Origin of the sequence: Phenylobacterium sp. (assembly GCF_041691455.1) — a bacterium.
Taxonomy (GTDB): domain Bacteria; phylum Pseudomonadota; class Alphaproteobacteria; order Caulobacterales; family Caulobacteraceae; genus Phenylobacterium.
Map to the genome: position 1 here is coordinate 1 of NZ_JBEPUO010000034.1, position 12281 is coordinate 12281.

Sequence of the window (12281 nt, forward strand, 5' to 3'; positions counted from 1 at the left end):
TGCCGCTGGCCGCCGGCTACGCCTACATGAAGTGGTTCCACAAGCCGTCGGGCCGCCTGATGGTGGCCACGCCGACCATGCGCGACGAGCTGGCCCAGCACGGCTTCCGCAACATCTCCTCCTGGTCTCGCGGCGTCGACACCGAGGTCTTCCATCCGCTGCGCCCCGGCGACGCGGACGTCTATGCCGGCCTGGCGCGGCCGATCTTCCTGACCGTCGGGCGCGTGGCGGTGGAGAAGAACATCGAAGCCTTCCTGGGCCTCAACCTGCCTGGGACCAAGGTCGTGGTCGGGCCCGGACCGCAGAAGGAAGAGCTCGCCGCCAAATACCCCAAGGCGGTGTTCACCGGGGCCAAGTCCGGCGCGGAGCTGGCGGCCTATTTCGCCGGCGCCGACGTCTTCGTCTTCCCCTCGCTCACCGACACCTTCGGCCTGGTCATCCTGGAGGCCATGGCGTCGGGCACGCCGGTGGCGGCCTATCCCGCGCCGGGCCCGATCGACATCATCCCCAATTCCGGCGCCGGCAAGCTCGCCGCCAGCGCCACCGAGGGCCTGCGCGAGGCCTGTCTCGAGGCCCTGACGCTCGACCGCAAGCAGGTGCGCGCCTTCGCCGAGAAGTTCTCCTGGCGCGCCTGCGCCGAGGATTTCGTGCGCAATCTGCAGCCCTATCCGGAGCCCGAGAAGACGCGGTTCTGGCGCAGGCTGCGGCGCCTGGCCCGCGTCCGGCGGCGGCCCGCGGCGGCCTGATCTCATGCGCAAGCTTCCGGCCGCGAGTTTGGCGGCGATCCTGCTCGCGACTCCCGTCGCGGCCGTAGCCGACGAAGCGCCGACCGTCAGCCCCCTGACCGTCATCGCGCCCACGCCGCTGGCCGGTCCGGGCGTGGACGCCGACAAGCTGCCGGGCGCGACCGAGAGCATCGACGCCTTCGACCTGCAGCGGCGCGGCTCGCTCGCCGTCACCGACGCGCTCGAGCAGCGCACCCCGGGCCTCAGCCTTTCCGACAGCCAGGGCAACGGCTTCGCCCTGGGCCTGAACTACCGAGGCTTCCAGGTCTCGCCCCTGCAGGGCACGCCCCAGGGCCTGGCCGTCTACCTGGGCGGCGTGCGCCTCAACGAGGGGTTCGGCGACACCGTCAACTGGGACCTGATCCCCGAGGCCGCCGTCTCCCGCATCGACCTGGTGACCGGCGATCCCGCCTTCGGACTGAACGCCCTGGGCGGGGCGATAAGCCTGACCATGAAGACCGGCCGCGACGCGCAAGGCGGGCGCGCCAGCGTGCAGGGCGGCTCCTTCGGCCAGGTCTTCGGCTCGCTCGAGTACGGCGCGTCCAAGGGCCCCTGGAGCGCCTATGTCGCCGCCGACGGCGGGCGCGAGGACGGCTGGCGGGCGCATTCGCCCTCGAACCTGACGCGCGGCTATGCGGACTTCGGCTGGCAGGAGGGCCGCACCGACCTTCACCTGGTGATCGCCGGCGGTGGAACCAACCTCGGCGTCGTCGGCCCGACGCCGGTGGACATGCTGGCGCAGGACCGGCGCTCGGTCTTCACCTTCCCGCAGACCACCCGCGACCGGAGCGGGCTGCTGGCGCTGAACGGGGCGTTCAAGGCCTCCGACGCCTGGTCGCTGCAGGGCAGCGCCTATGGCCGGAGCTTCCGCCAGGACCACGTCGACGGCAACGACGGCAATTTCGAAGGCTGCAGCCGGGCCACGACCAACCCTTTGTTCGGGACCCTCTGCGTCGAGGACGACGACTTCCCGTCCGCGATCCGTCCGCCGGCGGCCGCCTTCCAGGTCCTGGGCTTCGACGGCCGCCCGATCGGGTGTCCGCCGCTGGTCGTGGGCCAGACCAAGCTCTGCAACGGCGTCCCCTACGGCTCCATCGACCGCACCCGCACCCGCACCGTCACCGGCGGCTTCGCCCTGCAGGCGGTGCGCAGCGCGCCGCTGTTCGGCCGCACGAACCTCTTCGCCGCGGGCCTCAGCGTCGACGAAAGCCACGTGCATTTCGGGGCGGACAGCACGCTCGGCCTGATCTTCCCGGACCTCAGCCTGCGCACCGATGGCGGCGCGCCCGGCGTCGGCCAGATCATCCGCACCGCCGGCGCTATCGCCTACAATCCCGTCGACGTGCACGCCTCCAACCAGGCCGTCGGCCTCTACGCCACCGACACCCTGGACCTCACCGACCGGCTCTTTCTGACGCTCAGCGGCCGCTACAACGACGTGCGGATCGCCGTCTCCGACCGGACGGGGACCAGCCCCGACCTCAACGGCAGGCACCGCTTCCAGCGGTTCAACCCGGCCGCGGGCCTGGCCTTCAAGCTGACCGCCGCGATCACCGCCTACGGCGGCTATGCGGAGACCAACCGCGCGCCGACGCCCTTGGAGCTGTCCTGCAGCGATCCCCTGCGGCCGTGCCTGCTGGAAAACGCCCTGGTCTCCGACCCGCCGCTGAACCAGGTGGTCTCCCGCACCTGGCAGGCGGGCCTGCGCGGATCGGGTCCGGCGGCCGGCGGGCGCCTCGACTGGCGCTTCAGCGCCTATCGCAGCGACAACGACGACGACATCGTGGCGCTGGCCAGCGCGCTGCAAGGCCGCGGGTCCTACGCCAATGTCCCGCGCACGCGCCGTCAGGGCCTGGAGGCCGAGGTCGACTTCCGCGGCGGCCGCTGGCTGGCCTACGCGTCGGCCAGCGAGATCGAGGCGACCTACCGGTTCTCAGGCGATCTCCCCTCGCCCAACAGCCCCTTCGCCGATGACAACGGCAACGTCCAGGTGACGCCCGGCGACCGCATCGGCGGCATCGCGCCGGGCCGGTTCAAGGCCGGAGCGGATTTCGACCTGACGCCGGCGATCACCCTCGGCGCCGACGTGCTGGGCGTCAGCGCCCAGCGCCGGGTGGGCGACGAGTCCAACCAGGACGTCCGGCTCTCGGCCTATTGGGTGGCCGGCGCGCACGCGACCTGGCGTCTCGGCCACGGGCTCGAGCTGTTCGGCCGCATCGACAACCTGTTCGACCGCAGATACGCGACCTTCGGGACCTATTTCGAGACCGACGCGCTCGCGAACGTCCACCCGTCGCCCCTGCCGGATGACCCGAATCCGCGCACGGACACTCCGGCCCCGCCGCGGTCGTTCCTCATCGGCCTGCGCGCCCGCTGGTAGCGGGCTTTTGCCTGGTCGCTCGTCCTGATCGTCCGGCGTGTCCCACACCGGCCGGGAAACGCTCCTAGCCGAACCGGCCGGTGATGTAGTCGGAGGTGCGGCGCGTGGCCGGGCGTTGGAAGAGCTCCTCGGTCGGGCCGAACTCGACCAGCTCGCCCAGGTACATGAAGCCCGTGTAGTCGCTGACCCGCGCCGCCTGGCCCAGGTTGTGGGTGACGATGACGATGGTGTGGTCGGCCTTCAGCTGGGTCACGGTCTCTTCCAGCTTGGCGCTGGAGATCGGGTCGAGCGCCGAGGTCGGCTCGTCGAGCAGCAGCACTTCGGGACGCACCGCCACGCCGCGGGCGACGCACAGCCGCTGCTGCTGGCCGCCGGAGAGGCCGAGGCCCGGGCCCTTCAGATTGTCCTTCACCTCGTTCCACAGGGCCGCGCGCGTGAGCGCTTCCTCGACGCGGGCGTCCATGTCGGGCTTGGAGAGGTTCTCGTAGAGCCGCACGCCATAGGCGACGTTGTCGTAGATGCTCATCGGGAACGGCGTGGGCTTCTGGAAGACCATGCCGATGCGCGCCCGCAGGTTCGCGAGGTTGGTGCCCGGCGCCAGGATGTTCTGGCCATCGAGCATGATCTCGCCCTCGGCCCGCTGGCCCGGATAGAGCGCGTACATGCGGTTCAGCGTCCGCAGCAGGGTGGATTTGCCGCAGCCGGAGGGGCCGATCAGGGCCGTGGCCTTGTTGCGCGCGAAGGGGATCGAGACCGCCTTCAGCGCATGGGTCTTGCCGTAGAAGAAGTTGAGGTTGCGCACATCGAGCCGCACGTCGGCGCGGTCCACGTCGGCGATGCTGGTCTCGAATTCGTCCACGGTCGGATTGAGGGTGTTCATGAGCGTCGCTGCTCCTTGGCCACGATACGCGCGACGATGGTCACCGCAAGCACGGTGGCCGCGATCAGGAGCGCGCCCGCCCAGGCGAGCCTGCGCCAGTCGTCGTAGGCGCTCAGCGCGAAGTTGAAAATGACCACCGGCAGGTTGGCGGTGGGACGGGAGAGGTTGAGCGAGAAGAACTGGTTGTTCAGCGCGGTGAACAGGAGCGGCGCGGTCTCGCCGCTGATCCGCGCGAAGGCGAGCAACGCCCCGGTCAGGAGGCCGCTCTGCGCCGAGCGCCACAGGATGGTGCGGATCACGAAGGAGAGCGGCGCGCCGAGGGCGACGCCGGCTTCGCGCAGCGTCGCGGCCTGCAGGAGCAGCACGTCCTCGGTGGTCCGGGTAATGACCGGCACGGCCAGCAGGGCCAGCGCCACCGAGCCTGCGAACCCCGAGAAGCTGTGGAACGGGAAGACCAGGATCTCGTAGACGAACAGGCCGACGAGGATCGACGGCGCGGAAAGCAGCACGTCATTGAGGAAGCGGACCACGGCGCCGTAGGCGGTCCGTCCGCCGTATTCCGCGAGCCAGGTGCCCGCCAGGATGCCGATGACCAGCGCCATGGCCATGGCCAGGAGGCACATCATGATCGAGCCGGTGATCGCGTTGGCGAGGCCGCCCCTGGACCCCGGCGCCGGCGTCGAGAGGGTGAAGACGTCGAGGTTCAGCCCGCCGAGGCCCTGGCTCAGCAGCGACCAGAGGATGGCGGCGAGCGCGGCCAGGGCCACCACCGTGACCGCGACGCAGAAGGCCTTGAAGGCCGCGTCGGTGATGCGGCGGCGGACGACCTTGGCGGCGGAGGCGGCCATCACTTGACCCCCTGGGTGCGGAGCATCAGGCGCGCGAGCCCAAGGACGATGAAGGTGATGACGAAGAGAACCAGCCCAAGCGCGATCAGCGCGGCGGTATGCATCGACGTCGAGGCCTCGGTGAATTCGTTGGCGATGGTCGAGGCGATGGTCGAGCCGCTGTCGAACAGCGACTTCGGGAAGCCGTGCGAATTGCCGATGATGAAGGTCACCGCCATGGTCTCGCCGAGCGCCCGGCCGAGCCCCAGCATCACCGCCCCGATGGCCCCGGTGCGCACATAGGGCAGGGTCACCGACATCACCACCTCGGCGGTGGTGGCGCCCAGGCCATAGGCGCTCTCGCGCACCGCGGCCGGCACGGTAAGCAGCAGTTCGCGCAGGGTCGCGGCCATGAATGGTAGGATCATGATCGCCAGTATGATCGCGGCCGACAGGATGCCCGAGCCGTTGGGGACGCCGCTGGTCAGGGTTTCGAGGAGCGAGCCGGGCTTCGCCGCCGACATCAGCGGCAGCTGAACGAACCGCGAGAACAGCGGCGCGAAGACGAAGAGGCCCCACATGCCGTAGACGATCGAGGGGATGCCCGCGAGCAACTCCACCGCCGTGCCGATCGGCCGGCGCAGCGGCGCAGGGCAGAGCTCGGTGAGGAAAAAGGCGACCCCGCCGGCGATCGGCAGGGCGATGAGCAGCGCCAGGCCGGCGGTGACCAGGGTGCCGACGATGGGTCCCGCCGCGCCATAGACGTCGGTCACCGGGTTCCAGGTCGAGACGGTGAGGAAGCCCAGGCCGAACTTGTGGATCGCCGGCCAGCCACCCACGACCAGGGAGAACAACAGGCCCCCGAGCGCGATCAGCAGCGAGGTGGCCGCGGCGAAGCACAGGCCTTCGAAGATCTGACCGATCAACGCTCCGCGCGGGGCGGAGCGTCGGACGTGTCTGCCGGCATCGGGAAGGGCTGCGTCGGACATGGCTCTTAAGCTGACGAAGTGGCCGCTTGAACCCCGCCGCCGCGAACGGCGACGGGGTCAGTGACATTCAAGCCTTAGTGGAAGACCGGCTTGCCGTCAGGCCCGACGATCTTGGTCCAGGACTTGCGGATCAGGTCCTTCACGGCGGCGGGCAGCGCCACGTAGTCGAGCTGGCCGGCGGCCGCGTCGCCGTTCTTGTAGCACCAGTCGAAGAAGCTCAGGACTTCCTTGCCCTTGGCCGCGTCGGTCTGCTTGGTGTGCACCAGGATGAAGGTCGCCCCGGTGATCGGCCAGGCGTCGGCGCCCGGCTGGTCGAGCAGCAGCAGGTAGAAGCCGGGCGCGGACGCCCACTTTGCATTGGCCGCGGCCGCCGCGAAGTTCTTGGCGTCCGGCGAGACGAAGACGCCATTTTTGTTCTGCATCATCGCGTAGGTCATCGCGTTCTGCTTGGCGTAGGCATATTCGACGTAGCCGATCGCGCCGGGCGTCTGCTTCACGAAGGCCGCAACGCCGTCGTTGCCCTTGCCGCCCAGGCCCACCGGCCATTGCACGGAGTCGTTGCCGCCGACCTCGGCCGCCCAGTGCTGAGCCTTCATGCTGAGGTAGGTGGTGAAGAGGAAGGTGGTGCCCGAGCCGTCCGAACGGTGCACGACGGTGATCGGCAGGCTCGGCAGCGTCAGCCCCGGATTGGCCTTGGCCAGGATCGGATCGTTCCACTTCTTGATCGCGCCGCGATAGATGTCGGCGAGGTTCGCCCCGGTAAGCTTGATCTGGCCGGGCTTGATCCCTGGCAGGTTCATCACCGGCACGACGCCACCGATCACCGTCGGGAACATGGCCAGGCCGCCGGCGGCCAGGTCGTCCGGCTTCAGCGGCTTGTCGCTGGCCCCGAAGTCGACGGTCGAGGCGTTGATCTGCTTGATCCCCCCGCCGGAACCGATCGCCTGGTAGTTCAGGCTCGTACCCGTGCCCGCCTTATACATCTCCGCCCACTTGGCGTAGACCGGCGCAGGGAAAGTCGCCCCGGCGCCCGAGATCACACCCGCGGCGTGCGACGTCGTCGCGGCGGCCACCATCAGAGCTGCGCCAACCGCCGCCCCCAGAATTTTCAACATCGCTGTCTCCTGAAAAGAGCGCCCCATCCATGCCGCTCTCGCCCCGCTGATTAGCCGCCGCCGACGACAGTTTGGTGACACCGGCCGCCGCCGGTCGGCATGGGCTTACGGCGTCTACGGAGGGACTGTCACCGACCCGTCACAAGACTGTCGGCCAGCCGTCATGGGCCGGAGCTAAACCGCTGGCCGAGCGTCGGGGGGACCAAACTAGCTCACGACCCGCGTCGCCGACTGCAACGACTGCTTCAAACGAGAGACGGGGATCACCATTATGAACCTTCTGACGAAGGGGCCGGCGCGACACGTCGCGAGCGGCGCGCTTATCGCGCTATTGCTGTCGAGCGCCGCTACGGCCGCTCTGGCGGCGCCCAAGGCCCACAAGCACACCCACGCCAAGGCGCCGAGCGTGGATCCCCGCGACGCCAAGATGGCGGCGATGCAAGCGCAGCTCGACGAGATGCGCGCCCAGATGGCCCAGTTGATCCAGGCCAAGGGCTCCGACCAGAGCGAAGCCAAGGTCGCCGCCCTTCAGCAGCAGCTCGACACGGTCAATGCGCAGCTGGCCGACGTGAAGACGGCGCAGACCGCCGACGCCTCGGACATCATCACCCTGAAGGCGCCGCCGCCGGTCAGTGTCTCCCTGCCGAACGGCAAGCCGGCGCTGGCCAGCGCCGACGGCCGCTTCACCGCCAATGTCCGCGCCATCGTCATGTTCGACGCCGGCAAATACTTCCAGAAGGACAACCTGCCGGCCCAGGTCACCAACCGCGACCTGAACGACGGCACCAACTTCCGCCGCGCCCGGTTCGGCATCGACGGCAAGCTGTTCAAGGACTTCGACTACGCCCTGATCTACGAGTTCGGCGGCTCCGGCGCGGAAGACACCGGCCACATCCAGGAAGCCTGGGTGCAATATACCGGCTGGAAGCCCTGGCGGCTGAAGGTCGGCGCCTTCGAACCGAACATCGGCCTGCAGGCGGCAGTCTCCACCAGCCAGATGATCATGATGGAGCGTCCGGCTCCCGCCGAGGTCGCCCGCAACGTCGCCGCCGGCGACAGCCGCAGCGCCATCCAGCTGACCGGCAACGGGATCTGGGGCGAGGGGGACTCGGGTATCGCGACCCGCTGGTTCGCCTCCGGCGCGCTGACCGGCAACACGGTGAGCACGCTTAATTCGACGGGCGGCTTCGCCACCCAGCCGCTCGACGAACAGACCGGCATCATCGGCCGCTTGGCGTTTGCGCCCTTCTCCTCGACGGACTGGCAGGCCCACTTCGCGGTCAACGCCCAGTACGTCACTCAGCCGAACGACGCCGGCGTGGCCGTGTCGCCGCGCTATCCGCTCCAGCTCCGCGACCGGCCCGAGCTTCGCATCGACGGCACGCGCCTCGTCGACACCGGCGCCATCGACGCCAAGACCGCCTCCGTCTACGGCGCGGAATTCGGCTTCACCGCCCACCAGTTCATGCTGGAAAGCGAGTACTTCAGCTACAAGATCGACCGTCGCATCACGACGGCTACGACCCCCGGCAACCCGCACTTCAACGGCTGGTACGTGCAAGGCGCCTGGGTGCTGACCGGTGAGAACCGGCCCTACAACCCCGCCGAGGGCCGCTTCGACGCCCCGAAGATGAACTACAACTTCAACCCCGCGGCCGGCACCTGGGGCGCCTTCGAACTGGCGGCGCGCTACTCCGACCTCGACCTGAACTACCACGACTGCGGCGCGGGCCACGCGATCCCGGCCTCGCCGGCGGCCTGCTTCGACGCCGTCCGCGGCGGCGAGCAGAAGATCTCGACCATCGGGCTCAACTGGTACCTGAACCCCGACATCCGCTTCATGCTCGACTACCAGCATGTGGATGTGAACCGGTTCAACGCCGCGGGCCTGCAGGTCGGCCAGAAGTACAACGCGCTCGCCCTGCGGAGCCAGTTCACCTTCTAGACCTGACCCCCGCGAGCCTCAAAACGCCGCCGCGGCCCCCCGCGGCGGCGTTCCTTTTTACCGCTAGGCCGCGCCGTCGTAGGCAGCCTTCAACCAGGCCTTCACCTCGGCGTCCAGATCGGCCGGCCCGGCCAGCCGGACCCGGTGCGTGAACATGGCGTTGAAGCTGCCCGAGGCTTCCAGGCGTCCCTTGGGCGGCCTGCCCTTCAGGATCAGGCCGAGGTCGAGGCGGGCCGCCGTGCTGGGCTGCAAGAGCGCGAACTGCTTGCTGCGCCGTACGCTGACATTGGCCTTCTTGGGCGCCAGCTCAACGTCCGGCCCCAGGGCGGTGACGCTCGCCACGACGGCGTCGTACAGCGGCCGGAGGGCCGCCTTGGGGCCTTCGAAGAGGTGACCGACGCCATCCTCGCCGGCGGCGTCTGCGCCGACGCTAAGCGCGCGCTTGGCGATGTGGTTGGCGTGCCCGTGTCCAAGTCCGTGCGCTGACTTCAGCCAGGCCACCATCTCGCCGTGCCGGGCGAGATCCGTTGCGCGGACGCGAACGATCCAGTCTTCCACCGTTGCGCCGGTCTGGGTCGCGATGTTGCGCTCGAAGGTCGCGACCGCCTGCTCCAACGAAGCCATGGCGTTCCTCCATCAGAGCAGGCGGCTGCGGATCACCTGCGACAGGAAATCGATCAGGGTCACGGCGACGATGATCACGATCACGATGGCCGAGAGGCTGTGGTAGGCAAACCCGTTGATCGCATCGAACAGCAGCTGGCCGATGCCGCCGGCGCCGATCAGGCCGAGCACGGTGGCCGACCGCGAGTTGGATTCGAAGCGATAGAGCGCATAGGAGGTCCACAGCGGGGCGACCTGCGGTATCACCCCCCAGACGACCTCGTGCAGCGGCGCGGCGCCGGTGGCGCGGACGCCCTCGACCGGGCCCTTGTCGATGGACTCCACGGCCTCGGAGAACAGCTTGGCGAGCACCGCGCCGGTGTTGATCGTCAGCGCCATGACGCCGGCGAAAGGCCCGGGGCCCACGGCCACCAGGAAGAGCGTGCCGACCACCAGGTCCGGCACCGAGCGCAGCAGGTTCATCAAGAGGCGCATCGGCTGCTGGATCCACGGCGGCGAGACATTGCGCGCGCAGGCCAGGCCGAAGGGGATGGCGATGACCACCGCCAGGAAGGTGCCCCAAAGGGCGATCTGCACGGTCAGCCACATCTGGGCGATGTAGAGGCGCAGGTTGCCGAAGTCGGGCTTCAGCAGCTCCTTGCCGTACTCGCGCATGTTCTCCGAGTTGGTGAACAGCTTGGCGAAGTGGCTCATCTCCACCGGCTTGAAGCCGATCAGGAGGAGCACGATCACCCCGCCCCAGAGCAGCATGTCCGGCGCGCGCTGGACCAGCGAGCGTTGCGGCGCCTGGGGAATGTCCGAGGCCGCGCTCATCAGAGATTGGGCTCCACGGCCCGCTTCTGGGCGGCGGCGTTGTGGATCTTGTCGAAGGCGGCCTGGGCGGTGGCGATCTTCTTGGCGTCGCCCGAGTGCTTGGCCTCGAAGAGGTCCTGGGCCGCTTCCATCTCGCGCACCGGGTCGAGGTAGGAGTTGTCGGCCGGCTTGAAGCCGCCATAGGCCAGGCCCTTCAGCACCTCGCGCTGCTTGTCGGCGGCGGGGCCCGTGCCCGTCCCATAGGTCAGGAAGAACTGGCGCAGCTTTTCCTTCACCGCCGGGTCGAGATCCTTACGCGCCACGATCGAGGACTCCGGCAGCGGCGGCGAGGTCCAGATCACCTGGATCTTGTCGGCGATGGTCGGATTTTCGCGCCGGGCGAACACCAGGCCCACCGTATTGTTGGTGGCGACGTCCAGTACGCCGTTGGCGACCGAGAAGACGTTTGCCTGATGGCTGGCCGAGCGGACGGTCTTGAAGCAGGCGTTGGGCTCGATGCCCTTGGGCGCGAAGACATAGGCCATGGGCGCCAGGGTGCCGGACGTCGATTTCGCGTCGCCCATGCCCATGGAGTAGCGCTTGCCGCACTTCAGGACGTCGTCGAGGGTGATGCCACTGCCCTTCTTGACGATCAGCACCGAGGCGTAGGTCTCATCGCCCCCGGCGTCGATCACCCGGCCCAGCACCTCGCCGTTGGCGCGGTTGACGGATTCCAGCGCCGGCAGGGCGGAAAACCAGCCCACCTGCACCTGCTTGAAGCGCATGGCCTCGATGAGGGCGGTGTAGTTGCTGGCGAAGAACGGCTTCACCTTCACCCCGATCTGGGCGGACATGTCGTCCAGCATCGGCTGCCACAAGGGGCCCATGGACGCCTGGTTCTCGGCCGAGAGGATCGAGAAGGTGATCTCCTTGGGAGCCTCGGTGGCGGCGGGCTTGGGGCTGCAGCCGGCCAGCGTCACGAGCGCGGCCAGGCCCAGGGCGGGGAACAGGCGGCGGGAGATCATTTGGGGGCTCCTTCCCAGAAGACGTCTTCGAATTCCGGGCCGTAGATGTCGATGAGTTCGGGGCGTTCCAGGCCGTCGGCCGGGCCGTCGTAGACGATCTTGCCGGCCTTGAGCGCGACCACGCGGTCGCAGTAGCGCATCGCGTAGTCCACCTGGTGCAGGGTGACGACGACGGTCAGGCCGTCCTGCTTGTTGAGATCGCGCAGATTGTCCATCACCCGGCGCGCCGAAACCGGGTCGAGAGAGGCGACCGGCTCGTCGGCGAGGATGATATTGGCCTTCTGGACGAGGGCGCGGGCGATGGCGCCGCGCTGCTGCTGGCCGCCGGAGAGCGTATTGGCCCGCTGGCCGGCGTATTCGGCGACGCCGACCCGGGTGAGCGCCGCCATGGCCGCGGTCTTGGTCTCTTCCGGCCACAGGCCCAGGAAGCCGCGCCAGCCCTCGATCCGGCCCAGCGAGCCCAGCGCGACGTTGGTGAAGAGGCTGAGCCGGCCGACCAGGTTGAACTGCTGGAAGATGAAGCCGATCCGGGTGCGGGTCTCGCGGACCTTGGGGCTGATCCGGCCATTCTCCTGCACCGGGCCGCCGAAGGCCTCGATGCGCCCCTCGCCCGCGTCGATGGTCTGCAGGCCGGAGATCGAGCGCAGCAGGGTGGACTTGCCGGAGCCCGATGGCCCGATGAGCGCGATCATCTCGCCCTTGCGGACATCCAGCGACACGGCGTCCAGCGCGCGGCGCGCGCCGAAGCTCTTCGAGGCCTTCCGGATGGACAGGACGGCGGCGTCTGGCATGGACGGCTGGGTTCCCCGATCGAGCACGCGCAAGCGGGCGACACTCGTCCATCCCTTGCCTTGGCTTCATGGCACGGCCGCCGCTATCCGGTCTAGCGCGGCGAGGGGCGCAGGCGCCCCTGTGGATA

The 12281-nt window shown here is 69.0% G+C and carries 11 protein-coding genes; 3 read left to right on the plus strand and 8 right to left on the minus strand.

From position 1 onward, the window contains the following. Both ACESMY_RS21050 and ACESMY_RS21055 read left to right on the plus strand, forming a co-directional pair. The coding region (locus ACESMY_RS21050) for a glycosyltransferase (RefSeq protein WP_372786590.1) at nucleotides 1-746 on the plus strand (746 nt) is incomplete at its 5' end. Between the two features lie 4 nt (nucleotides 747-750). Next, the gene (locus ACESMY_RS21055; protein WP_372786591.1) at nucleotides 751-3165 is read left to right on the plus strand and encodes a TonB-dependent receptor; all 2415 of its coding nucleotides are present in this window, start codon (nucleotides 751-753) and stop codon (nucleotides 3163-3165) included. A 64-nt stretch (nucleotides 3166-3229) separates the two neighbouring features. Here the strand turns inward: ACESMY_RS21055 and pstB are convergent, their stop codons facing one another. The 4 genes from pstB to pstS form a co-directional block, all read right to left on the minus strand. Continuing rightward, entirely contained in the window at nucleotides 3230-4045 is an 816-nt protein-coding gene (gene pstB, locus ACESMY_RS21060; protein ID WP_372786592.1) for a phosphate ABC transporter ATP-binding protein PstB, read from the minus strand. Next, nucleotides 4042-4893 carry a phosphate ABC transporter permease PstA gene (pstA, locus tag ACESMY_RS21065; protein WP_372786593.1) on the minus strand — a complete coding sequence of 284 codons (852 nt, stop codon included), beginning with the start codon at nucleotides 4891-4893 and terminating at the stop codon, nucleotides 4042-4044. Before pstA ends, pstB begins: the two co-directional genes overlap by 4 nt. Next, nucleotides 4893-5798, minus strand: a complete 906-nt coding sequence (gene pstC, locus ACESMY_RS21070; RefSeq protein ID WP_372786594.1) for a phosphate ABC transporter permease subunit PstC — start codon at nucleotides 5796-5798, stop codon at nucleotides 4893-4895. Before pstC ends, pstA begins: the two co-directional genes overlap by 1 nt. A gap of 137 nt (nucleotides 5799-5935) precedes the next feature. Further along, complete coding sequence (pstS, locus tag ACESMY_RS21075; protein WP_372786595.1) at nucleotides 5936-6976, minus strand: phosphate ABC transporter substrate-binding protein PstS; 1041 nt, start codon at nucleotides 6974-6976, stop codon at nucleotides 5936-5938. Nucleotides 6977-7247: 271 nt separating this feature from the next. On the opposite strand from pstS, the gene ACESMY_RS21080 reads away from it, so the two are divergent. Further along, nucleotides 7248-8921 (plus strand): porin, encoded by a 1674-nt coding sequence (locus ACESMY_RS21080; protein WP_372786596.1) that lies wholly within the window; start codon nucleotides 7248-7250, stop codon nucleotides 8919-8921. Nucleotides 8922-8984: 63 nt separating this feature from the next. Here the strand turns inward: ACESMY_RS21080 and ACESMY_RS21085 are convergent, their stop codons facing one another. The 4 genes from ACESMY_RS21085 to phnC are packed head-to-tail and all read right to left on the minus strand — an operon-like array spanning nucleotide 8985 to nucleotide 12153. After that, nucleotides 8985-9545, minus strand: coding sequence for a DUF5655 domain-containing protein (locus ACESMY_RS21085; protein ID WP_372786597.1), 561 nt, complete (start codon nucleotides 9543-9545; stop codon nucleotides 8985-8987). A gap of 12 nt (nucleotides 9546-9557) precedes the next feature. Continuing rightward, nucleotides 9558-10358 carry a phosphonate ABC transporter, permease protein PhnE gene (gene phnE, locus ACESMY_RS21090; protein ID WP_372786598.1) on the minus strand — a complete coding sequence of 267 codons (801 nt, stop codon included), beginning with the start codon at nucleotides 10356-10358 and terminating at the stop codon, nucleotides 9558-9560. Beyond that, nucleotides 10358-11362 carry a phosphate/phosphite/phosphonate ABC transporter substrate-binding protein gene (gene phnD, locus ACESMY_RS21095; RefSeq protein ID WP_372786599.1) on the minus strand — a complete coding sequence of 335 codons (1005 nt, stop codon included), beginning with the start codon at nucleotides 11360-11362 and terminating at the stop codon, nucleotides 10358-10360. The genes phnE and phnD overlap by 1 nt, the downstream gene beginning before the upstream one ends. Next, nucleotides 11359-12153 carry a phosphonate ABC transporter ATP-binding protein gene (gene phnC / locus ACESMY_RS21100; protein WP_372786600.1) on the minus strand — a complete coding sequence of 265 codons (795 nt, stop codon included), beginning with the start codon at nucleotides 12151-12153 and terminating at the stop codon, nucleotides 11359-11361. The genes phnD and phnC overlap by 4 nt, the downstream gene beginning before the upstream one ends. Nucleotides 12154-12281: the final 128 nt, after the last annotated feature.

Excerpts from the sequence above, each read along its gene's own strand:
- ACESMY_RS21085 (WP_372786597.1), bottom strand. The coding sequence starts at position 9,545 with ATGGCTTCGTTGGAGCAGGCGGTCGCGACCTTCGAGCGCAACATCGCG.
- pstA (WP_372786593.1), bottom strand. The coding sequence starts at position 4,893 with ATGGCCGCCTCCGCCGCCAAGGTCGTCCGCCGCCGCATCACCGACGCG.
- ACESMY_RS21055 (WP_372786591.1), top strand. The coding sequence starts at position 751 with ATGCGCAAGCTTCCGGCCGCGAGTTTGGCGGCGATCCTGCTCGCGACT.
- phnE (WP_372786598.1), bottom strand. The coding sequence starts at position 10,358 with ATGAGCGCGGCCTCGGACATTCCCCAGGCGCCGCAACGCTCGCTGGTC.
- phnD (WP_372786599.1), bottom strand. The coding sequence starts at position 11,362 with ATGATCTCCCGCCGCCTGTTCCCCGCCCTGGGCCTGGCCGCGCTCGTG.
- ACESMY_RS21080 (WP_372786596.1), top strand. The coding sequence starts at position 7,248 with ATGAACCTTCTGACGAAGGGGCCGGCGCGACACGTCGCGAGCGGCGCG.
- pstS (WP_372786595.1), bottom strand. The coding sequence starts at position 6,976 with ATGTTGAAAATTCTGGGGGCGGCGGTTGGCGCAGCTCTGATGGTGGCC.
- phnC (WP_372786600.1), bottom strand. The coding sequence starts at position 12,153 with ATGCCAGACGCCGCCGTCCTGTCCATCCGGAAGGCCTCGAAGAGCTTC.
- pstB (WP_372786592.1), bottom strand. The coding sequence starts at position 4,045 with ATGAACACCCTCAATCCGACCGTGGACGAATTCGAGACCAGCATCGCC.